The sequence below is a fragment of the Actinomycetota bacterium genome (assembly GCA_028698215.1).
Taxonomy (GTDB): domain Bacteria; phylum Actinomycetota; class Humimicrobiia; order Humimicrobiales; family Humimicrobiaceae; genus Halolacustris.
The window spans coordinates 43,823-66,771 of sequence record JAQVDY010000006.1 but is presented as its reverse complement, the minus strand read 5'-3'; the positions used below and the strand labels follow the sequence as shown (position 1 = coordinate 66,771).

The window sequence follows — 22,949 nt, the reverse complement described above, 5'->3', positions numbered from 1 at the left end:
AAAAAAGGCAAAGGCAATTCCTTAACCTTGGTATTTTAAGATTACCAGGGCCAGGGGAGGCAGGGTAAGGTTAACGGAGCAGGGCTGGCCGTGATAGGGGATAGCACGGCTTTTTTGTCCCCCCAGATTGCCCACATTGCTGCCCCCATAATCCTGGGAGTCAGTATTAACTATCTCCTGCCAGTATCCCTCAAGGGGTACTCCCAGGCGGTATCCTTCCCTGATTACCGGAGTAAAATTAGCAGCTATTAGCATTACCTGCGAATTATCTTTTCCCTGGCGCAGGTAAGAGATTACGCTGGACATGTAATCGCTGCAGTCTACCCAGCAAAAGCCCTGATAGGAAAAATCCAGCTGATGCAGTGCAGGTTCATTCCTATACAGGCTGTTAAGATCGCTTACCAGCCGGTTTAATTTCTGGTGAGCCTCGTAATCCAGCAGGCTCCAATCCAGGCTTTTTTCATGGTCCCATTCCGACCATTGGCCCAGCTCTATGCCCATAAACAGCATTTTCTTTCCGGGCTGGGTATACATATAGGCCAGCAGCAGCCTTAAATTTGCAAATTTCTGCCAGTAGTCACCAGGCATCTTGCCCAGCATGGAACCCTTTCCATGCACCACTTCATCGTGGGACAAGGCCAGCATAAAGTTTTCCTGAAAGGCATAAATCATGCGGAAAGTAAGTAAGTCCTGGTGATGCTTGCGGTAAACCGGGTCTTTTTTAAAGTATTCTATGGTATCGTGCATCCAACCCATATCCCATTTTAGCCCAAACCCCAATCCGCCTACATAGGTAGGCCTGGAAACCATGGGCCAGGAGGTGGACTCTTCGGCTATGGTCTGGACATGGGGATAGTGTTCATATACCTGGGTGTTGAGCTTGCGCAAGAAATCAATGGCTTCCAGGTTTTCATTTCCCCCATACTGGTTGGGGATCCACTGGCCTTCTTTCCTGGAATAATCCAAATATAGCATGGAAGCCACTGCATCCAGCCTCAGGCCGTCTATATGATATTTTTCCAGCCAGAAAAAAGCATTGCTTACCAGAAAAGACTGGACCTCATTGCGGCCATAGTTAAATATCAGGGAGTCCCAGTCTGGGTGCAGCCCTTTTTTGGTATCGGCATGTTCGTAGAGGTGGGTACCATCAAAAAAACCCAGCCCGTGCTGATCGGCAGGAAAATGGGAGGGGACCCAGTCCAATATTACCCCTATGCCCTGCTGGTGCAGGTAATCTATCAAATACATAAAATCTTCCGGGCTTCCATAGCGGGAAGTAGGGCTGAAAAAACCGGTAATCTGATAACCCCAGGAGCCGTAAAAAGGATGCTCCATTACCGGCATGAATTCCACATGGGTAAAATGGGTACGTTTAATATAGTCTGCCAGCATAGGGGCCAGCTCCCGGTAGGTAAACCATTGGTTATGCTCCCCCTTTCTGGCCCAGGAGCCCAGGTGGAGCTCGTAGACCGCCCAGGGTGAATCCAGGCTGTTTACCCTGGGTCTCTGCTGTTCCCAATCCTGGTCCTGCCAGCGGTAATCAAAATTAGTGGTTACTGCTGCGGTGCGGGGAGGTTGTTCAAAGCAAAAGCCAAAAGGGTCAGCCTTGTCTACCTCATAGCCGTTATAGCGGGATATAATATGGAATTTGTACAGGCTTCCTGCAGGCAGGCCTGGCACATACCCTTCCCAAATGCCTGAATTTGACCTGGGCTGCAGGGGAAAGCCTTCCTTGTTCCACTGGTTAAAATCCCCAAACACCGATACCTTTTGGGCATTGGGAGCCCACAGGGCAAAATAATAGCCGTCCTGTAAGGCATGTGCCCCTAATTTTTCATAAAGCCGGAAATGGTTTCCTTCATTGAACAGGTAGATATCATCTTCGGTTAGCAAGGTTGGTATTTTATTTCTCATAAATGGTAAAAGTTGCTTTTTATTAAAATTATCAAAGATGAAGGGCAAAAGCAATTAAACTTTTTTTACATTTCACATTTAAAACAGTTAGAGTAATAATAGGATTAAGTTAACTATAAAAGGAGGTTGCCTGATGCTGACTGCCATGTGTTCTACAGAAGCGGTACCCTTTGCTAAAACCGGGGGCATGGCGGATGTGGTAGGGGCCCTGCCTGCTGCCCTTACCCAACAGGGGTTAGAGTGTGTGGTGGTTATGCCTTTCTACCCCCGTATTTTTAGCGGTCAACATCAGTTTAAGGCCATAAAGCAGGGCTTGAATGTGGCCATGAATGATTTTCAGGAAGAGTTTTATGATCTTTTGGAAGGCAGCGAGCAGGGTATACGGTTTATATTTATAAAAAACGACCGTTTTTTTGACCGCAACTACATTTACGGCACTCCCAAGGGAGACTACAGGGACAATCCTTTAAGGTTTGCCTTTTTTTCCAAAGCAGTGCTGGCAGCATTGGAAGAGCTGGACCTGGCTCCGGACATTATCCATTTAAATGATTACCACAGCGCATTGGTAAGCGTATACCTTCACCAGATAAGGGAATCTAATTTCCTGGAAAAAGAATTTTTCAGCTCTACTTCTACCGTGTTTACCATCCACAACCTGGCGTATCAGGGAATTTACAGCAGCCGGGTGCTGGATATGATAGGCCTGGAAAAGGAATATTTTTCTACCGATAGGCTGGAGTTCTTTGGCCAGGTAAATTTCATGAAGGGAGGCATAGTGTTTTCGGATAAGATAACCACGGTGAGCCCTACCTATGCTCAGGAGATATTGACCTCCCTGTACGGGGAAAAACTGGAAGGGGTTTTAAAATCCAGGCGAAAGGATTTAACCGGTATCGTAAACGGCATAGATTACCAATTATGGGATCCACAAAGGGACCAGAACCTGTGTACCAGGTACAGTAAAAGCAACCTGCAAGGAAAAACGGAATGCAAGAAATACCTGTTGAAAAATTATTTTAACCGGGAACCGGATAAAGCTCCCCTGGTAGGCATAGTGTCCAGGCTATCAGCCCAAAAAGGGCTGGATTTAGTGGTGGAAGCTTTGGAAAGTATCCTGGATATGGGATTTAGGCTAATAGTGCTGGGAACAGGTGACCAGCATTACCAGAAGCTTTTACAGGACTATAACCGCAAGTATAAAGGGAAGCTGAGCGTAAATATTGCCTATAGCGATAAACTGGCCCGCCTTATTTATTCCGGGTGCGATATGTTTTTGATGCCTTCCCTTTATGAGCCCTGCGGCCTGGGGCAGCTAATCAGCCTGAGATATGGCACTGTTCCGGTGGTCAGGGATACGGGGGGCTTGTCTGATACCATACAGGGCATAAGCAGCCAGCAGGATATAGCGGCGGGAGGCACCGGGTTTAAATTCTCACCCTATTCCACCAGCCATATGCTGGAAGCCTTAAAGTCTGCCCTTTCTTTTTACCAGGACCCAGCCCAGTGGAAAAGGATCATGGTAAACGGAATGAGCAAGGATTTTTCCTGGAAGAGTTCAGCAGCAAGCTACCAGCAACTTTATCTTTCTGCCAAAAATGAAAATAAGGGAAAATGAAGAAAGTTCTACCTTAAGGAAACTTAATATACTGTATTTAATATCCAAGTATGTTTCCTCTACCCTGGACCTGCCCCGGATTTTACGCACTATCCTTACCGGAGTTACTTTCGGGGATGGATTCGGGTTTAACCGGGCCTATCTTTTTTTAGCAGACAGCAGCCAAAAATATTTGGAAGGCAGGTTGGCGGTAGGGCCGGACAGTTACCAGGATGCCCACCGTATATGGCAGCATATAAAGCAAATAAATTGCTCCTTGGAAGATTTCCTGAACCATGACAGCTGCCAGAAGGGCTATAGTTCCGAACTGGACCGGCAAATAAAATATATTAAAATCGGCCTTGACTCCGGAAAGCTGGCTGCCCAGGCATACCATAAAAACAAAGTTATAAATGTTGATATAGACCAGCCTGGATTCCAGGGTAAAGTTGAGCCGCAGCTGCTCTCTTTTATAGATTACGGTAAGTTCTGTATTATCCCTTTGGCTTCCTTTAACCGCCGTTTGGGATTGATGATAGTGGATAACAAATATAACCGCAGGGAGATTACTGCAGAAGACATAAGTTTTTTAGGCATGCTAAGCCAGCAGGCAGCCCTGGCTATAGAGAATGCCAATGCTTACCATGACCTAAAACATATAGTTAACCGGCTGGTTAAAGTCAATGAAAAGATAAGATACTTAAAGGAATACAATGAAAACATACTGCAAAATATCCCTATTGGAATCTGTGTACTAGATACAGAATTTAACATCAATGCCTGCAATTTTAGTTTTTGCCGTATGCTGTCAGCCACCAGGCAGCAGCTGTTAGGCAGGCCGGTGGCTGCAGCTAATTTAAAAATCAGGGGCAGAAACATAAAAAGGCTGTTAAAAAAAGTAATAAAAGCTGATAAAAACCGTACCCTTAGCAGGGTAGAAGCGGACCTGGGCCACGGCAGCAAAATTTGTAACCTGAACCTGTCCATTCTAAAGGACAGCCAGTCCCAAACTGAAGGCATTATAATTATTATGGATGACATTACGGAAAGGGTGCATCTGGAAGAAACCCTGGAGGGTTTAAAAAAATTAGCCCAGCTGGGTGAATTTGCGGCTCATGTAGCCCATGAAATCAGGAATCCATTAGCCGCTATTGGAGGTTATGCCCGGAGGCTTAGAAAAGATCACTTTAAGGGAGCCAAAACTGATACTGAAAGCATGGATATAATTATACAGGAGGTAGAGCGGCTGGAAAATATAGTAAACCAGACCCTGCAGTACAGCCATAGCGGAAAAAAAGAAGAGCTAAAGGTAATAAGCCTGGGCCATATCCTGGCCCAATGCGTACAGATAACCGGGGCCTATGCCCGGGACCGCAAGCTGGAAATTGATGTAAGCTCTGGCCTGCCTCCGGGCCAGGAGTTATGGGTGAAAGGGTCTCCGGAAAAACTTAAGCAGGCTTTTATAAACCTGATCAAGAACTCCATAGAGGCATCCTATAGCGGGGAGAAGATAAGCATCCAGGTAGGCAGCAAGGCAGGGTGGGCCGAGGTCCGTATCAGAAACAGGGGCTCCATTATTGAAAAGGGGGATATAGATAAGATATTTCTTCCCTTTTATTCTACCAAGAAGGAAGGCACCGGCCTGGGCCTGGCCATTACCAAAACATTGATAACCGAGCATAAGGGAGAAATTGACGTTTACAGCAAAAAGGATAATACTATTTTTACCATAAAATTGCCTGAAGCCGGAGGCAAACATGAAAACAATACTGATAGTGGAAGATGAAGACAATCTCAGAAACCTTTATGAGGCTGAGCTTACCGAAGAGGGCTACCAGGTGTGGTCGGCAGAGGACGGTAACCAGGGTTACCAGTATTATATCCAGGCCAGGCCCGACCTTATAACCATAGATATCAAGATGGAGGGCCTAGACGGCATCGGACTTATGCATAAGATAAGGAAGATGGACAAGAAGGTGCCCATAATACTTTATACTGCCTATGGAGAATATTCCCAGGATTTTTCCACCTGGGCGGCCAATGAATACCTGGTCAAGTCCTCAGATTTAGGCCCATTGAAGGCCAAGATAAGGGAGTTGCTTTCATCTTAGGAAGTTGCAAATATTACTTAAAGTAAATATAATAACGGTTTTTTTAAAAGGAGTACATAATTTTGCCCCAACTCAGAAAAGACTTAATAACCGGCGATTGGGTCATAATTGCCACTGAAAGGGCCAAGCGGCCGGATAAATTTAGAGGCGTGCCGCAAAGTAAGCCTGTGGAAGCCAATAATGATACCTGCCCTTTCTGTGCCGGCAATGAAGGCATGACCCCCCGGGAAGTATATGCCTTGGATTCAGGTAAGAAACGTAAACCTAATAGTGAAGGCTGGCAGGTAAGAGTGGTACCCAATAAGTTTCCCGCCTTGATACCAGAGGTAGATTTGCACAGCGGCAAAGAAGGCTTATACCGTACCATGACCGGTTTTGGGGTACATGAGGTAATAATTGCTTCCCCCCGCCATATATGTGATATAGCCCTGTTGTCACCCCCAGAGATTATGGCTATGCTGGACGCCTACCAGAATAGAATTAATGAACTTAAGGCTGATGATAGAATCCAGTCCATAATTATCATGCATAATCAGGGCAGGGAAGCAGGAGCTTCCCTGGATCATATCCATTCACAGTTGTTCGGGCTCCCCTTTATACCTCCTGTGCTGGGTAAAGAGCTTGAGGGCACTATCAATTATTTTAACCGGAATAAAAAATGCGCCATGTGTGATATGCTAAAGTTTGAAAGCCGGGAAGCGAAAAGGGTAGTATACCAGAACCGTCATTTTATGGTGCTTCAGCCTTTTGCTTCCGGGTCTCCATACCAAACCTGGATCGTGCCCCGCTCCCATTGCTCTAATTTTGAGTATATTGATGGGCCCCAGAAAAAATCATTGGCCTCCTGCCTTAAACTGGTTCTGGATTTCTTTTACCGCGAACTGGGTAATCCTGCCTTCAACTATTATATACATACCAGCCCCAGCGCCATTGATGCCAGCCATTATTATCACTGGCATCTGGAGTTTTTGCCCAAGCTTACCATCAAGGCCGGGTTTGAGATGGGAACCGGGGTAAATATAAACATAACTACTCCTGAATCTACTGCTGAATATATGAGGGAAAGGATGGGCTTGCCTTAGTTATGCCTACAGATTTGGTGTCAGAAGTAAATAGCACTATTGCCAAATACTCCATGCTAAAGCCTAATGACAAGGTTTTAGTCTCCGTATCCGGGGGGCCTGATTCTGTATGCCTGCTTCAGGTATTGTCCCAGCTTGCCCCCAGGTACCAGCTTAGCATCCATGTTTTTCATTTGGACCATGTTACCCGCCGGGGCCAGTCTAGGGTAGATGCCCGGTTTGTGAAGGATTTATGTGCAGATATGGGTTTAAACATGGTCTTGCGGACTGTGGATGCAGCCCGGGTAGCCCAGGAAAAGCAGCTGTCCTTCCAGGAAGCAGCACGCAAGGTAAGGCTTTCTCTGCTAACAGAAGCTGCAGCCGAGCTGGGATGCAGCCGCATAGCACTGGGGCACAATGCTGATGATAGGATAGAAACAGTATTGATGAACCTGTTCAGGGGTTCCGGAACCAGGGGCCTGAGCGGCATAAAGCCGGTCTCCGGCAATATAGTCAGGCCTCTAATTGAGACCTGGAGGAACGATATCTTAAATTACCTGGCAAAAGAAGGTATTGATTATTGCCTGGACAGTACCAATGTAGAAAACAAGTACAGGCGTAACCGGATCAGGAATTTGCTGCTGCCTTTTATACAAAAAAACATCTGGCCTAATGCGAAACCTAATATTTTAAGGGCTGCAGAAACGGCCCGCCTGGAAGACGGCTACCTTTCGGGCCAAGCGGAAGGGTGGCTGTCCGGACAGGCAGAAATTTACTCCTTGCAGCATAAAACATTGCTAATGAGTCTAAATACTGAAGATTTGGGCCGCCTGCATCCGGCACTGCAGAGAAGGGTGGTAATAGAAGCGTTGGGCCGGATAAGGGGATACCTGGTTAATATAAGCAGCAAGAATATAGAAGGTATAATAAAGATAGCAGTCAGCAGTGAGACCAGGCAAATACAGCCCTGCCGGGAAGTATTGGTAATCAAACAGGCAGGGAAATTATATTTTATAAATAACCTGCTAAAAGGCCAGTTGCCGGCCAGGTATTCGCACTTGCTGCAGCCGGCAGAGCTGGAGTATGAATTAAAAAATATGGATGGAAGCATCCAAACGCTGCCGGGTTTTGGGCTGAAGCTGCAGGCCGCTATAATTGACCGGCCGGAGGATGATTGCCATAAGTTGGCAAACCGTTTTGAAGCATTCCTGGATTATGGTAAAATTAGGTTTCCTGTTAAAATAAGGAATTGGGAAAAAGGCGACAGGTTTAAGCCTTTAGGCTTAACCGGCGATAAAAAGTTACAGGATTTTTTTACAGACCTTAAAATTCCCGGCTATCAGAAGAGTATGGTTCCCATATTTGTAGATAAGGAAAAGATTATTTGGGTTGGAGGACACAGGGTCGACCATAGGGCCAGAATAACTTCCGGGACCAAAAAGGTTCTACATATAAAAATATGGCAAGACTAAGGCAAAAAGAGGTATTATGAACAGCTATAGATACCAAAGAGATGATGACGGTTTGATGGTGATAGACGGAAGCACCAAAATTAAAGTGTTAATTGAAGAGGATAAGCTGCAGGAAAAAATAAGGCAGCTGGGGCAGAGGATAACTGATGATTACAGGGGAAAGACTCCAGTACTGGTTTCAATTCTCCGGGGCTCCTTTATTTTTGTGGCAGATATCTGCCGGCATGTCCAGATTCCAGTAGTGTTTGATTTTATGGCAGTGTCCAGCTATGGCAATTCCAAAGTTAGCTCCGGTATAGTAAGGATAACCAAGGATTTGGAGTTCAATATCGAAAAAAAAGATGTCTTGATAATAGAGGATATTGTTGATTCCGGCCGAACCCTTAATTATTTGATTAAAAACCTGGGGGCCAGGAATCCCAAATCCATTGAAGTTTGTGCCCTGCTGGATAAGAAAGTTCCCCGCAAACAGCAGAATGATATAAAGTATAAGGGCTTTGAAATTCCCAATAAATTTGTAGTGGGCTATGGCCTCGATTTTGCCGAAAAATATAGAAACCTTCCTTTTATCGGGTATATTGAAAATGAGCAGTAATTATATTATTATCAAATGGGCAATCTAGAGGATTAAATATTGCCTAATTTTCTGGAAAGAGGAGTTGTTTTAATTTGAATAAAGAACCTGACAATAAGGGTTTTAGAAATAGAAGTTTTAAAAATATTGCATTGCTAATACTGCTGATCGTGGTTATGTTTTTGATATTTAGAAATCCCCTGTTTTTATCCCAGCAAACAGAAGAGCTCACCATTAATGAATTTATACAGATGATAGGTGAGAACAGGATAAGTACGGAAGAGCCCTTGGTGGTAATGGGGGAAGATAGTGCGGTAGAGGGCACCCTGGTAGACGGCACTCCGTTTAAGGTTGCCTTTTTAGACACCTATGACATTAGCCAGCTATTGCTGGATGAAGATGTGCCCTTTGTGGTAAATAACCAGCAGCAGTCCATATGGATTCAAATTTTGATCAGCGCTTTACCCTTCATCATCATGTTCGGCCTTATCTTTTTTATGATGAACCAGCTACAGGGCGGAGGCTCCAAGGTGATGCAGTTTGGCAAAAGCAAGGCCAGGCTGTCCAATAAAGGCAAGCAGAGAATCACTTTTAAAGATGTAGCCGGGGTAGATGAAGCGGTAGAAGAACTAAGGGAGATAGAGGAATTTTTGGAAAACCCTAAAAAGTTTAAGGAGATAGGGGCCAAGATACCCAAAGGGGTGCTTCTTTTCGGGCCTCCGGGTACTGGCAAGACTTTACTGGCCAGGGCAGTGGCAGGAGAGGCAGGGGTTCCTTTCTTTAGCATAAGCGGTTCAGAGTTTGTGGAAATGTTCGTAGGTGTGGGTGCTTCCAGGGTAAGGGATTTATTTGCCCAGGCCAAAGCCAATCAGCCCTCCATTATTTTCATGGATGAAATTGATGCTGTGGGCAGGCATAGGGGCGCTGGCCTAGGAGGCGGCCATGATGAAAGGGAACAGACTTTAAACCAGCTGCTGGTAGAGATGGACGGGTTTGATGCAGACAGCACGGTAATACTTATAGCAGCTACCAACCGTCCCGATATCCTGGATCCTGCCTTGCTCCGTCCGGGAAGATTCGACCGCCAGATAGTAGTGGACAGGCCCGATCTTAACGGCAGGGAAGAGATACTTAAAATCCATTCCAAGAACAAGCCATTAGATAAAGATATTAATTTAAAAACCATAGCTAAACAGACCCCGGGATTTACCGGTGCTGATTTGGCTAACTTGTTTAATGAAGCTTCTCTGCTGGCGGCCAGGAGAAACAAAAAGAAGATAACCATGCTGGAAATAGAAGAGGCGGTGGAAAGAGTGATAGCCGGACCAGAAAAGAAAAACAGGGTCATCAGTGAAAAGGAAAAGAGAATAATTGCCTATCATGAGTCAGGCCATGCCATGCTTTCTTATGTTTTACCCAATACCGATCCCATACATAAGATATCCATAATTTCCAGGGGCAGGGCTTTAGGTTATGTCATGTCTTTGCCGGAGGAAGACAGGTTTTTAAAATCAAAGAGTGAATTGATGGATAATATTACCCAGTTGCTGGGAGGCAGGGTAAGCGAAGAACTTAATTTTGACGATGTTACTTCAGGAGCCCAGAATGACCTGGATAGGGCCACCAAGCTGGCCCGCAAAATGGTGACTGAATTCGGCATGAGCGAAAAGCTGGGGCCCATAACCTTTAAGGGAGAGTCTGAAGACGAAGTATTTTTGGGCAGGGACATAGCCAGCAAGCCCCATTACAGTGATAAAGTGGCTTCATTGATAGACGATGAAGTACATAACATTATTATTGGCAGTTACGAGAAGGCCAAGAAAATAATTACAGAAAACAGTGAAGCCCTGGCCCGCCTGGCCCAGGAGCTGGTGGAAAAAGAAACCCTGCACCGCAAGGATGTCTTGGACCTTCTGTCTGATGTAAAGAGCCACAAACCGGCCAAACAGGACAGCACCCAGCCATCATGATATACAAGATTCTGGGCAGGACCAAATTAAAGGTATCCCAGATAGGTTTTGGGGCCATTCAGTTTGCCAGGGTTGCCCGGCAGCAATCAATAACTTTGGTCAGGCAGGCCCATGAGCTGGGTGTTAATTTTATTGATACTGCCCATATGTATCCCCATAGCGAAGAGTTATTGGGCCAGGCCATATCCGGTATCAGGGATTCCCTGGTCATATCCTCCAAGTCTTTAAGCACTGATAAAAAAGAGTTCCTGCAGCAGCTGGACACCAGCCTTTCCCGGCTGGGTACTGATTACCTGGATATCTTCATGTTTCATGATGTTTCCAAACAGGAAAAATTGGAAAAGCTGCTGGCCAATGGGGTAGTGGATGCCCTGATTAAACAAAAGAGCCAGGGGAAAGTAAGGCATATAGGTTTTTCCTGCCATAGTTCTGAAATTATTGAGCAGTATTATCAGCTGCCGGATTTTTCAGTAATAATGATGCCTGCCAATTTTGTGGCGGTAGAGTTTACCCGGGATAAAATTTACCGGCGGCTGGTAGACAACAATATCGGCATACTGGGGATGAAACCAATGGGTGGAGGCAGGTTAGAGGATGCCGGCCTGTGCCTGAAGTATCTTAAGCAGTATGACCGGATAGTGCCGGTGGTGGGGATGGAGTCTTTGGACCAGGTTAAGCAGAATATTGAACATATGGAAAACCCAGAAACCTTGGATGAACAGGATTGGGAAAAGATAGCCCAAATTAGGGAAAAGCTGGGTGATAAATTTTGCCGGGGATGCAGGTATTGCATGCCCTGTCCGCAGGGTATAGATATTTATGAGCTTAATTTTTTAAAAGTAGTCTATGACCAGTTTCCCCTCAAGGAATATTTAACCCCCCAGAGAACCCAAGAGGTGGATAAGCTAAAGGAATGCACCCAGTGCCGCAGTTGTGAAGATAAATGCCCCTACAGCCTGGATATACTGGATATGATGAGGGAAAACAGGGATTTCTATTATCAGAAATTAAAAAAATTTGGTTATCAATAACTTTCCTTGATAGCAGGCGGCTATATATTTGAGCCTGCTGGCACTAAATTCTTATTTTACTACCATTTAGCCCATAATCTTTTATAATATTTACTATATTTACCATTTTAGGCTGGGAGTAAGCCTGTGGATAAGAAAATGATAGAGGAAGGTGTGGCCCTGATCCTTAAGGGCATTGGAGAAGACCCTGGCCGGGAGGGCCTGATAGGCACCCCTAAAAGGGTGGCAGAAATGTATGAGGAAATCTTTTCTGGAATTGGTGAGGATCCTGCCAAGGTTCTGGGTCCCATGTTTGATGAAAATCATGATGAAATAATATTGGTCAAGGATATTCCATTTTATTCGGTATGTGAGCATCACCTGGTACCCTTTATAGGGAAGGCCCACATTGCCTATATACCTAATAAAACGGGGAAAATAGTGGGCTTGAGCAAGCTTACCCGGGTGCTGGAGCTGGTAGCCAAGCGGCCCCAGGTACAGGAAAGGCTTACCAGTATAGTGGCCGATACCATTTTAAAAACCATAGAGCCCAGAGGGGTGATGGTGATAGTGGAGGCCGAGCACTTATGCATGAGCATGAGGGGGGTAAAAAAGCCAAAAAGTAAAACGGTCACCTCGGCAGTAAGGGGAATTTTCAGGAATAATCATGCTACCCGGGCTGAAGTGATGGCCTTAATCAGCAATGGGGGCCGGTAAATATGGCCCAAGGCATAAAAGTCAGGGGTTTAAGGTTTAAGTGCAGGAAGGAAGCCGAACAGGTTTTTGCCCGTATAGGCTCTACCCGGGCCGGCAATAAAATTATGGCTTCCAAGGTTTTGCCCCTGGCGGTCGAGGTTAGCGGAATCAGCCATATAGCTGCCAATATATTGAAACAGGAAGCCCTGGCCAGGGGAGGGGATGTAGTTACTTCCAAAGAAAGCCTGCTAAAAAAGGAAGGGCTTACCCAGGTCATTATTATCGGCACTGACAGCATGCTAGCCAGTCTAGCTAGGAAGATAAAGATTCAGCCTTTTGGCTTAAAAGAGCTGGCCCGGCACCTGGACGACTTTTTGGGCGGGCCCCGGCTTAAGCCCAGGCTGGTACTGGGATCTCAACAATTTGACCTGGAGCACGGTTATGCCATTATGGGCATACTTAATGTAACCCCTGATTCTTTTTATGATGGGGGCCGGTATTTGCAGGTCCAGCAAGCATTGCCCAGGGCAGAACAAATGATTGCCCAGGGGGCGGACATCATAGATGTGGGAGGCATGTCTACCAGGCCGGGATCCAATCCGGTCAGCTTAAAGCAGGAGCTGGAAAGGACTATTCCGGTAATTAAAGCCATAAAAGCCCGTTTCCCCCATCCGGTTTCCATAGATACCTACCGGTCTGAAATAGCCCGGGCGGCGGTGGAAGCAGGGGCTGATATTATAAATGATATCAGTGCTTTAAGTTTTGATAAGGGTATGGCAGCAGTGGCTGCAGACAGCGGGGTTTCAGTAATACTGATGCATATAAAGGGTACTCCCGCTGATATGCAGCTAAACCCCACCTACCAGGATGTGGTGGAAGAAATTTACTGGTATTTGGATTCAGCTGCCCGCAGGGCGGTATCTTCAGGGATAGGGCCTTCAAGGATAATAGTGGATCCAGGCATAGGTTTTGGTAAGACCGCCCAGCATAATCTGCAGATTATAAAAGGCCTGGACCAGCTGGGGCAGCTGGGCTACCCTGTTTTGGTGGGTGTTTCCAGGAAATCCTTCATAGAAAAGGTTACCGGGCTCAATGTAGAGCAAAGGCTGCTGCCCAGTTTGGCAGCAGCGGCGTACAGCTATATTAACGGTGCCCGGTTGTTTAGGGTGCATGATGTAGAAGAAACCAGGCATATGCTGGACATGGTCCAGGCTATCCGGGCGGTGAGCTAATGCATAAAATTAAGATAAACGGGTTGACCCTTTACGGCTACCATGGGGTAAATCCACAGGAAAAGGAAAAAGGCCAGCCCTTTGTATTTGATATTACTATCACTCCCCAGCCCCAGGATTTTAGAGGCCGGGACAAGCTGGAAAAAACTATTAATTATTCCCAGGTAATAGAGCTGGTAAAACAGATAAGCGGCAGCCATAAATTTGACTTGCTGGAAAGCCTGGCCCAACAGGCAGCACAATCCATAATGGATAATTTTAGCCAGGCCCAGGCTGTAAAGGTGGCGGTCAGTAAAACACAGCCCCCTATCCAGGAGGACTTAAACAGCGTGCAGGTAGTTTATAAATGCCGCCGGCAGCCAAAAACCAGCCAGGTTTTTTTAAGTTTAGGCAGCAACCAGGGTGACATGCTGGGCTGCTTAAGGCAGGCTATAGAAAAGCTGAAAGCCCATCCGGGGGTTAAAGTGGACACTCTTTCCTCCATATACAAAACCCAGCCCATGTATGAACCCGGTCAGCCTGATTTTTTAAATATGGCTGCAGGACTGTTGGTGGACAGCACCATAGGCCCTTTTGAATTCCTGGGTTTCATAAAGGGAATAGAATACGGCCTGGGCCGCGGCCATAAAAGCAGCCGTTACGGCCCCCGGCCCATAGATATTGATATAATCTACTGGGAAGGAGTCCGCATTAGCTCTGATTTTTTAACCATTCCCCATCCTGGGTACAGCCAGAGGAATTTTGTGCTGGTGCCCTTAATGGAGATAAGCCCTTATTTTAAAGTAGGCCAAAAGAAAATAGCCCAGTATATTAAAGAACAAAAATTTAGTGAAAAAGTGGTAAAAGCAGAAGACTTAAAGCTGGGTCTTTAACTTTTGCGGGTGGAAAACCTTTGAAAAAACTTTTTAAATTATAATTTACCCCTTATAATTACAGCCATTAAAAGGAGGTTTAGTTGCTTTTAGCCATAGATGTAGGTAATACTCAAACTGTAATCGGCCTGTTTGAAGAAAGCCGGCTGGCCAATTCCTGGAGAATGGCTACCCCCAGGCATGAAACTTCAGACGAAATTGGCTCTTCGGTGCTGTCTTTTATGAAGAACTGCGGCTACCAGCCGGGGCAGGTTAACCATATAGCTGTTTCCTGCGTGGTTCCCAGGATTAATGAAGAGCTAAAGAAGATGGGCCAGAGATATTTCGGCTTAAACATATTTATGGTAGAAGCGGGCATGGGCCAATTAGGAATAAATATCAAGTATGATTATCCCCGGGAAATTGGCGCTGACCGTATTGCCAATTCAGCCGCAGCGGTAAAGCTGTACGGGTATCCGGCAGTAGTGGTTGACTTTGGTACTGCCACCACTTTCGATATAATTTCTTCGCAGGGAGACTATGTGGGGGGAGTAATAGCTCCCGGGATTGAGATATCTTCTGAAGCCTTGTTCAGTTATGCAGCCCGGCTGTCCAAAGTGGATCTGGCCTGGCCCCAAAAGGTGATTGCCAAGAACACCTATGACGGAATAAGGGCCGGTATATTGTTTGGGTTTTTGGGCCAGGTGGATTACCTGCTGTCCAAGATTATTGAAGAGCAGAATGGCACTGACCCCAGTTTCCGGCCAAAAATAATATTTACCGGCGGCCTGGCTTATCTGATGAAAGATAAAAGCACCTATAAGCCGGTTTATGACCAGGACCTTACCTTAAAAGGGCTTCAGATTATTATGGATTTAAACCTTTAGGAATTCCTCTATTATTTCTGCTGCCCACTGGGCCGCATTTCCGCATACAGAAGGCCCGCCCTGGGCACTGTGGCCCCCATTGGCCAAAAATTTTTCTATTTCTTCTCTATCCCTGAGATAATAGGCTCTGCCGTATAGCTTACGGTGTATATCGGCGCAGTTAATACTCCCATAGGCATCAATAAACTTGCGGTACAGCTTATCGGTTAAAGCAAACAGCTGGTCCCTCTGCTTATGGGCAGCAGGGTCATCGGGGTCAGCTCCCAAATCGGCATAATTTCTACCGGCAAACATGCCCATAAAAAACATGGCAGCGGCATAAGCCCCGCAGCTTCCGTCACATCTACCCCCGCCTCCTCCAGCCAGTGCCCCTATGGCCCTGAATATATCTTCATCTTCCATTTCAAATACGGATTGCAGGGCCTTAAGGGTGGCCTGTGAACATTCACCATAATCCTGGTCCAGCTTAAAAGCTATTTGGTAAGCCTGTTTGCCTTTGCTGCTTGGGGTCATTTTTTGCTCCTGATAAATTAATAATCTTTATCGATTATAGCTCAATAATGTCTCTAATCAAATTCTAATTGTACCCTGGTAAGGCTTCCATTAGAATGTTAATGACAATAGAACCGTAAACAGCATAGAAAATAAAGGTGGATGTGAACAACCTGGCTTTAAAATTAAAGGATTTGGTTTTATCCTACCTATCGGCCCAGCAGGAGCTGGATAAGGGCGCCCTGGGTAAATGGGAAAAATATTTGGATGGCAGGCTGGCCGGGAGCCGGGGAGGGCTGGACTTAGCAGGCAGCGGTTTTAGCATAGGAAATGTGGCCATAGCCAATCCAGTAATATCAGCCCCCCTGGCCGGCATCAGTGATAACACCTACCGCCTGTTTGCATCTTTTTTTGGCAGCGGCCTAACCTATAGTGAAATGATTACCAGTTATGGGCTTCATTACCATCATAAAAAGAGCCTGGCCCTGGCCCGGGTAACCTCTATGGAGAGGCCCTGCGCTGTACAGATTTTTGGTACAGACCCCCTTATTATGGCAGAAGCGGCCCGCAAGCTTCAGCCGGAAGCAGATATAATTGACCTGAATATGGGCTGCCCGGTGCCCAAGATATTAAAATCTCAAAGCGGAGGCTGGCTGATGCAGGATTTGACCAGGGCGGGAGCCATAGTAAAATCAGTAGTTAATGCCATACAGATACCGGTAACGGTTAAGTTCAGGCTGGGATGGGACCAGAACCAGCTTAATGTAGTAGAATTTGCCCAAGTTTGCCAGGAAAACGGAGCCAAGGCCTTAGCCATTCATGGAAGGACAGTTAAACAGGGTTTTAGGGGAGCGGTAAACTATGAATTGATAGGCCGGGTAAAGCAGGCGGTAAGCATTCCGGTTATAGTCAGCGGAGATATTAATAATGCCCAAAGGGCCCAGGAAGTGTTACAATATACTGGCGGCGATGGTATCATGATCGGCAGGAGCTCCAAGGGAAGCATGTGGATTTTTGCTGATATACTGCTGGGATTATCAGGCTGTGTATCAAGGGAGCAGCCGGATCTGGACTGGCTAAAAACCTTTGCTTTTTGCTACCTGGAGTTTATGGTAAAGTTTAAGGGGCCGGAAAAAGCAGTTAAGGAATTCAGGAAATACCTAAGCTGGATATTTAAAGGCTTAAGAGGCATAAGTTTAGCCAAGAAGGATTTCTTTACCATTTCCAGCTTAGAGGATGCAAAAAAAGTGATAGATAAACTGTAAGACGGGATGTAGCGCAGCCTGGTTAGCGCGCAGCGTTCGGGACGCTGAGGCCGGGGGTTCAAATCCCCCCATCCCGACCATTTTTTTAAGTCTCTATACTTTTAACTAAATCGAATAAATATTGTATAATTGAAGCAATTATCAATATTTTTTAGGAGGCAGAGATGCTGTCAAATATACCTATAGATTTAAGTCAGGTAAAACCGGAAGACCTGGATAAAGAAATACTCAGGGCAGCCATCATTGCTGAACTGGATGCCATTAATCTTTATGAGCAGATGGCCAATCTAACCAAAAACAGTGATATGAAGAAAATTCTTTTGGATGTAGCCAAAGAGGAAAAGACCCATATGGGGGAATTCCAGACACTGCTGCTGGCTCATGATCCGGAGCAGGAAGCTGAACTTGAAGCCGGAAGGGAAGAGGTAGAAGAAGAATTAGCAGAGTAACCATTTAACAGAAAGGTTTAGATATGAGCATATTAGGTGTCGATGTAGGCACTACCGGGGCTAAAGCCATAGCTTTCAATGAAGAAGGCCGTGCTTTGGGAAGTTCCTATGCCGATTATAATCTTATATTCCCCCAGCCAAGCTGGGTGGAATTTGAAGTAAAGCCCATGTGGGACAAGGTATTCAATGTTATCAGGGAGGTCAATGCCAGCCCTGAAGTAAAAAAGGATCCGGTTACCGCCCTGGCGGTTTCTACTATTGGGGAAAGCTTTACTCCCATAGATAAGGACGGAAACATATTATACAATACCATTTATTCCACTGATTCCAGAAGTGTGGATGAGCTGGAAGAAATCTTGAGTATTATCCCTGCCCGGGAGCTATATAATATTACCGGTCTTCCTCCCCAGTATGTTACTGCTTTAAACAAGATATACTGGGTGAAAAAAAAGATGCCGGAAATTTATGCCAAAACCAAGAAATTTTTATTTACCGAAGATCTTTTCCATCATTTATTAGGGCTGGAAGAAACCAGGATGAACCACCCCTTGTGTTCCACATCCCTGTTTTTTGATATAAGGAAAAAGGAATGGTCCAAATATATTCTAGATAAGTGCAATATTGATATGGATCTCTTTTCCAAACCCTGCCCTTCTGGTGTGGAAATCGGATATGTGAGGGAAGATATAGCCCAAGACCTTGGATTTAGAGCTAAAGTGTCTATAGTTACCGGTGCCCATGACCAGCAGTCTGCAGCCCTGGGAGTAGGGGCCATAAAAGGGGGCATAGCCGCCGATGGCATGGGTACAGTGGAATGTGTTACACCAGCCATGGATGAGCTGATATTAAAAGATGAGCTTTTTGAAAATGATTATTCTACCCGCGCCCATGCAGTGGATGGAAAATATGTGAGCTTTGTCTATAACTTCACCTCGGGAAGCGTTCTTAAATGGTACCGGGATGTTATCTGCAACCAGGAAAAGGAAGAGGCAAAAGCAAAGGGGACCAGCTTGTTTAAAGAGTATTTTTCCCAGCTGGACTATAATCCTTCCCCCATGTATACCCTTCCCTACTTCTCAGGGTCAGGTACGCCTTACCATGATCCTATACCCAAGGGATCCATTATAGGGTTGAACCTGGCTACTACCAAAGTAGATATTTTCAAGGCCTTGATTGAAGGCTTGATATTTGAAATTGCTTTCAATATAGAGCTGGCGGAAAAATGCGGGCTGAAAATAAATGAGCTCAGGGCAGTAGGAGGGGGAGCTAAATCTGATTATGAATTGAAGCTGAAAGCTGCAGTTACGGGTAAACCTATAAAGCAGATGGGCATCAGTGAAGCCGGATGCTTGGCTACTATGATGCTGGCCGGCAAAGGAACCCAAAAATTCACTTTGGAAGAAGCGGTGCCCAGGTTTGTAAAGATTAACCAGGAATTTGCACCTGATCCCCAACTAAAGGAAAAATACCAGGATAAATTTGAGAATTACAAAAAAGTATATAAATTAGTAAGCGAATTATATTCTGATGGAAAATAAATTATCTCCCAATATTGAAGATTACCTGGAAGCAATCTATGAGATTGATATTGAAGAAGACGAGGTAAGAGTAAAAGATATTGCCCAGAAACTGGAAATCAATCCTGCCAGCGTAACCGAGATATTGTACAAGATGCAGGACCTGGACTTAACCGATCACCAGAGATACGGCAAGGTGACCCTTACTGATAAAGGCTATGCCATTGCCAAGAAGATATATACCAGGCACCGGGTCCTGGTGGAATTTTTATCGGATATTTTAGGGGTTGATGAGGTCCAGGCGGAGATTGATTCCTGCAAGATTGAGCATACAATCAGTGATGCTACCATGAAAAGGTTGGTTAAGTTCATTGAGTTTATACAAAAAAACCCACATGGGAAGCCCATGTGGCTAAAGCATTTTGCCTATTACCTGAAGGAAAACAAATATCCACCGGAGTGCCTGGACAAATAATGAAGCTGGTAAGGCTGGATGATGGGCAGGTTATAGCGGAAGAGGTAATGCAGGCCCGCAGTTTTTTTAAGAAAACTTTCGGGCTTACTGTAGGGCCAAGGTTAGACCAGGGCCAATGCCTGGCCATAAAGGGATGCCGCAGTATTCATACCATAGGAATGCGCTATAGCATTGATGCTGTTTTTATCGACCAGGGGGGACGGGTAGTCAAGATTTATAAAGGCCTTAAGCCCTTTAGGGTCACTGGTTTTTTACCAACAGCAGACCAGGTGCTGGAGTTTAGGGCAGGGGTGTTGCAGAGCAAAGGATTGCTGGCCGGACAAGTTTTGGTTCTCAAATAAAATATAATTGACACCCTGTTAAATATTATGTTAAGATTTCTGTCTGTGATTTAAGCTTTTATGAAATTTAAGGAGGCTAAAATTTACGCTATAATTACTAGTGGCGGAAAACAATATAAGGTGGAAGAAAACCAGGATGTAGTAGTGGACTATATCCAGGGCAAGGAAGGCGATAAGGTTAGCATTAAAGAGGTTAACCTGATTTCCGACGGCAAGAATATAAAGGTGGGCAATCCTGTAGTAAGCAGTGCCCAGGTAGAAGCTACTATCAAGGAGCATATTAGGGCTGATAAGGTAATTGCCTTTAAGTTTAAGGCCAAGAAAAGATACAAGAGAAAGATTGGCCATAGACAGCCACTTACAGTTCTGCATACAGAGAAGATAAAAGTTAAATAATTGAGGTGATTTTATGTCTACTAAAAAAGGTGTTGGAAGCACCCGGAATGGAAGAGACAGTAACCCTAAATTTTTAGGTATAAAAAGCTCCAGCGGCCAGGCTGTAAAGGCGGGGAGTATCATAGTAAGGCAAAGGGGAACCAAGTTCAAGCCAGGCAAAAATGTTGGTTTGGGAAGGGACTACACCCTGTTTGCCAAAACTGATGGCAAGGTAGAGTTTGCTACCAACAAGGTAGTAAATATTATATCTTAAATTGTAAGGCCCCTTACGGGGCCTTTTTTATTTCCTTTGTCTTAAATCCATTTCGATAGGGGAAAGATTCTTATATGTCTATCAGGCATAAGGAGGGGGAATATGCCAGCATTGGTAATATATGACAGCAACTACGGCAATACTAAAATCATAGCTGAAGCCATGGCCCGCAACCTGGGACCGGAAGCCAAGGCAGTAGCCGTCCAGGATTATAAGCCGGAACCGATGTCAGGGCTAGAAGTTTTAATAGTTGGCGCACCAATAATAGCTTGGAGACCTACGGCCAGGATAAAGGAGTTTCTGTCCGGACTAAAACCCGGACAGCTGGCAACAGTAAAGGCAGCCAGCTTTGATACCAGGATGAACATTAAATTATCCGGTGACGGTGCCGGTAAGATAGCCAAGTACCTAAAAAGGGCAGGGGCAAACCTGATTGCGGAACCACAGGGCTTTATAGTAAAGGGTAAAGAGGGCCCTTTAGCTTCAGGTGAAGAGGAAAGGGCGGAACAGTGGGCCCGGGATATGGCTTCCCGGCTGGGCTTGGTTTAATTAAACCTGTTTAGCGGTTGACCCTGCTTCCCAGACAACAGAAAAAAGCAGTAATCTTCAATAGAATCCAGGACCTTGGCATTAATGATAAGCCAGGGCCCAGGATAGAAAATAATTTTTCTAAGATATTTAACCCTGCCATAATCTATAACAAAAATATAGGTTTTATTTGCTACCAGCTGTAAACATATATATAATACTATAGTTATATACTAATAATACAAAATTGAGGGCAAAAACTATTATATTTGCCGGAAGGAAAGGTGCATATTGATCAGGAAGGTCAATGGCGAAGCCATAAAAAGGTTCTTTTTAGTCTCTTTGGTGATTTTAATGATATCAGTGCTCGGTATAGGCTGCAGCCCAGCTAAGGTGATGGAAACAGAAACTGCAGAAACAGAACCCGCTGCAACAGAGCCGGCAGCGGTCGAGTCCCAGGAAGGGGAACAGCCAACACCTGAAGTCAGTGCAGGACTTCCCTCGGACTTGTGGGGGGAAGAAATGAACCTGTTTTCCAATATCGCCTTCCCGGAGGGATATGCTGTATATGCGGCAGCGTTTGAAAACAACTTTTATTATTTATATTTAACGGCGCAGGGTAAACCGGAAGACATTATTACTTATGTATCGGAGATTATGGGGGATAATGCCCAGGAGAGCATCCAGCAAAATATTGATCTTTTTAGCAGCGATGGTTTTGTGGCTATTCATGGTTCAGAGATTAAAGATGGATTAAAAGCTGAATGCGATATCGGAACCATCAGAGAGGATGATTACGACTATGATTATGTAGAAGGCTGTACCCTCCGGTTTAGGGCTGCTGTTGACGACCCTTCGGATTATCAAAAACTGATAGAAGATAATTATAATCTCAATTCACTGTCCGATGTTGCCCATTTTTTCGACCTGATGCCTATTACCGGCATATCAAGAATTTATGTGCGCAAAAACCGTAATAATGCTCAAATTGACGCGGTATACAATCATATTGAAGATGTAGCAGGTGTTCTAAAAGACATGAAGTCCTCTATTGAATATGAAAACTTCGACGAATCCATTAATGCCATGAACCTGCCTTACTATGGTGAAATTCAAAACAACATCTTTTTTGATGTCCAAAACAACAGTATAAGCATTTTTCAGTACCTCAGCCATTCTGACCAAAACTATAAGGATTACCAGCCTGTCATAAGCAATCTGGCCGGTTTGGGTTTTGAAAACTACATAGAATCAGATGCCCTGTGTTCATACAAGGACGAGGCTCAAAACCTAAGTATTGCTATCAATATACCCCAATGGGGCAGCCGTCCTGACCAATGGGAAAATAACTGCGTGGTGTTTTTAAAGAAGATTAACGACTATTTGCTAGCTATTTGGTACTACCCCGATGAGGGGAAATACAAGGTTCAGGCAGATAAAGACGATACTTCTGCCAGTTACGAATACTTAGTGGAAACCGGTAAATTTGACAGCGAGCAACCTGATCCCCAGACGGTTAGGGCACACTTTGGTGAGGTATACAGCGGCTTTGAGGTAAAGGACCTGTATATGGAAGGCATAGAACAGTTTCAAAACTATGTAAAGGACGCTTTTGGTATGAGTATTGACCAGCTTTATGCCTTGGCTGCTCAGGATTAAAAAAGGGTAGCAGATGTAGTTTTGGATTTTAATTTACAGCCTACCAGGCAGCAGGACAACAGTTTGAACACAAAATTATTATTGATGTTACCTGCTTCATAAAATAGGACAAAAATGGAATTTTTATTGCCTAAGATGGTAACAGCAGTGGGCTTAATTTTTTAGGTATAGCCTAAGATGGAAATAGCGGAGATAGCCCTAT

23 protein-coding genes and 1 tRNA gene are annotated in these 22,949 nt (G+C 45.1%); 22 read left to right on the top strand and 2 right to left on the bottom strand.

The window, feature by feature from the left end; translation table 11 throughout:
- Positions 1-21: 21 nt before the first annotated feature.
- The gene (gene glgB / locus PHN32_03360; protein ID MDD3776628.1) at positions 22-1,914 is read right to left on the bottom strand and encodes a 1,4-alpha-glucan branching protein GlgB; all 1,893 of its coding nucleotides are present in this window, start codon (positions 1,912-1,914) and stop codon (positions 22-24) included.
- A gap of 133 nt (positions 1,915-2,047) precedes the next feature.
- Between glgB and glgA the strand changes: the two genes are divergently transcribed.
- From glgA to PHN32_03300, 12 genes are all read left to right on the top strand, one after another.
- Positions 2,048-3,529, top strand: coding sequence for a glycogen synthase GlgA (gene glgA, locus PHN32_03355; protein ID MDD3776627.1), 1,482 nt, complete (start codon positions 2,048-2,050; stop codon positions 3,527-3,529).
- Complete coding sequence (locus PHN32_03350) at positions 3,510-5,294, top strand: ATP-binding protein (protein MDD3776626.1); 1,785 nt, start codon at positions 3,510-3,512, stop codon at positions 5,292-5,294. Before glgA ends, PHN32_03350 begins: the two co-directional genes overlap by 20 nt.
- Entirely contained in the window at positions 5,266-5,619 is a 354-nt protein-coding gene (locus PHN32_03345) for a response regulator (GenBank protein ID MDD3776625.1), read from the top strand. Before PHN32_03350 ends, PHN32_03345 begins: the two co-directional genes overlap by 29 nt.
- A 62-nt stretch (positions 5,620-5,681) precedes the next feature.
- A complete protein-coding gene (gene galT / locus PHN32_03340) occupies positions 5,682-6,701 on the top strand; it encodes a galactose-1-phosphate uridylyltransferase (protein MDD3776624.1) in 1,020 nt (339 codons plus the stop codon).
- Between the two features lie 2 nt (positions 6,702-6,703).
- Entirely contained in the window at positions 6,704-8,152 is a 1,449-nt protein-coding gene (gene tilS, locus PHN32_03335; GenBank protein MDD3776623.1) for a tRNA lysidine(34) synthetase TilS, read from the top strand.
- 55 nt (positions 8,153-8,207) lie between these two features.
- Entirely contained in the window at positions 8,208-8,747 is a 540-nt protein-coding gene (hpt, locus tag PHN32_03330; protein MDD3776622.1) for a hypoxanthine phosphoribosyltransferase, read from the top strand.
- Between the two features lie 74 nt (positions 8,748-8,821).
- Positions 8,822-10,696 carry an ATP-dependent zinc metalloprotease FtsH gene (gene ftsH / locus PHN32_03325; GenBank protein ID MDD3776621.1) on the top strand — a complete coding sequence of 625 codons (1,875 nt, stop codon included), beginning with the start codon at positions 8,822-8,824 and terminating at the stop codon, positions 10,694-10,696.
- Positions 10,693-11,727, top strand: coding sequence for an aldo/keto reductase (locus PHN32_03320; GenBank protein MDD3776620.1), 1,035 nt, complete (start codon positions 10,693-10,695; stop codon positions 11,725-11,727). The genes ftsH and PHN32_03320 overlap by 4 nt, the downstream gene beginning before the upstream one ends.
- A 138-nt stretch (positions 11,728-11,865) precedes the next feature.
- Positions 11,866-12,423, top strand: a complete 558-nt coding sequence (gene folE, locus PHN32_03315) for a GTP cyclohydrolase I FolE (GenBank protein ID MDD3776619.1) — start codon at positions 11,866-11,868, stop codon at positions 12,421-12,423.
- A 2-nt stretch (positions 12,424-12,425) separates the two neighbouring features.
- Positions 12,426-13,634, top strand: a complete 1,209-nt coding sequence (folP, locus tag PHN32_03310; GenBank protein ID MDD3776618.1) for a dihydropteroate synthase — start codon at positions 12,426-12,428, stop codon at positions 13,632-13,634.
- Positions 13,634-14,506: a 2-amino-4-hydroxy-6-hydroxymethyldihydropteridine diphosphokinase gene (folK, locus tag PHN32_03305; protein ID MDD3776617.1), complete on the top strand. Its 873-nt coding sequence runs from the start codon at positions 13,634-13,636 to the stop codon at positions 14,504-14,506. The genes folP and folK overlap by 1 nt, the downstream gene beginning before the upstream one ends.
- Before the next feature lie 83 nt (positions 14,507-14,589).
- Positions 14,590-15,372 carry a type III pantothenate kinase gene (locus PHN32_03300; GenBank protein MDD3776616.1) on the top strand — a complete coding sequence of 261 codons (783 nt, stop codon included), beginning with the start codon at positions 14,590-14,592 and terminating at the stop codon, positions 15,370-15,372.
- Here PHN32_03300 and PHN32_03295 read toward each other — a convergent pair.
- A complete protein-coding gene (locus PHN32_03295) occupies positions 15,361-15,885 on the bottom strand; it encodes a C-GCAxxG-C-C family protein (protein MDD3776615.1) in 525 nt (174 codons plus the stop codon). The genes PHN32_03300 and PHN32_03295 overlap by 12 nt on opposite strands.
- Before the next feature lie 143 nt (positions 15,886-16,028).
- On the opposite strand from PHN32_03295, the gene dusB reads away from it, so the two are divergent.
- The 10 genes from dusB (at position 16,029) to PHN32_03245 (ending at position 22,747) form a co-directional block, all read left to right on the top strand.
- Positions 16,029-17,129: a tRNA dihydrouridine synthase DusB gene (gene dusB / locus PHN32_03290; protein ID MDD3776614.1), complete on the top strand. Its 1,101-nt coding sequence runs from the start codon at positions 16,029-16,031 to the stop codon at positions 17,127-17,129.
- A 2-nt stretch (positions 17,130-17,131) separates the two neighbouring features.
- Positions 17,132-17,209, top strand: a tRNA-Pro gene (locus PHN32_03285).
- Positions 17,210-17,293: 84 nt separating this feature from the next.
- Positions 17,294-17,578, top strand: coding sequence for a ferritin family protein (locus PHN32_03280; protein MDD3776613.1), 285 nt, complete (start codon positions 17,294-17,296; stop codon positions 17,576-17,578).
- Between the two features lie 23 nt (positions 17,579-17,601).
- Positions 17,602-19,116 carry an FGGY family carbohydrate kinase gene (locus tag PHN32_03275; GenBank protein MDD3776612.1) on the top strand — a complete coding sequence of 505 codons (1,515 nt, stop codon included), beginning with the start codon at positions 17,602-17,604 and terminating at the stop codon, positions 19,114-19,116.
- A complete protein-coding gene (locus tag PHN32_03270) occupies positions 19,106-19,570 on the top strand; it encodes a metal-dependent transcriptional regulator (protein MDD3776611.1) in 465 nt (154 codons plus the stop codon). Before PHN32_03275 ends, PHN32_03270 begins: the two co-directional genes overlap by 11 nt.
- Positions 19,570-19,911, top strand: coding sequence for a DUF192 domain-containing protein (locus PHN32_03265; GenBank protein MDD3776610.1), 342 nt, complete (start codon positions 19,570-19,572; stop codon positions 19,909-19,911). The genes PHN32_03270 and PHN32_03265 overlap by 1 nt, the downstream gene beginning before the upstream one ends.
- Before the next feature lie 81 nt (positions 19,912-19,992).
- The gene (gene rplU / locus PHN32_03260) at positions 19,993-20,307 is read left to right on the top strand and encodes a 50S ribosomal protein L21 (protein ID MDD3776609.1); all 315 of its coding nucleotides are present in this window, start codon (positions 19,993-19,995) and stop codon (positions 20,305-20,307) included.
- A 13-nt stretch (positions 20,308-20,320) separates the two neighbouring features.
- Entirely contained in the window at positions 20,321-20,560 is a 240-nt protein-coding gene (gene rpmA, locus PHN32_03255) for a 50S ribosomal protein L27 (protein ID MDD3776608.1), read from the top strand.
- Between the two features lie 102 nt (positions 20,561-20,662).
- Entirely contained in the window at positions 20,663-21,109 is a 447-nt protein-coding gene (locus PHN32_03250; GenBank protein ID MDD3776607.1) for a flavodoxin domain-containing protein, read from the top strand.
- A 270-nt stretch (positions 21,110-21,379) separates the two neighbouring features.
- Entirely contained in the window at positions 21,380-22,747 is a 1,368-nt protein-coding gene (locus tag PHN32_03245; protein MDD3776606.1) for a hypothetical protein, read from the top strand.
- Positions 22,748-22,949 lie beyond the last annotated feature (202 nt).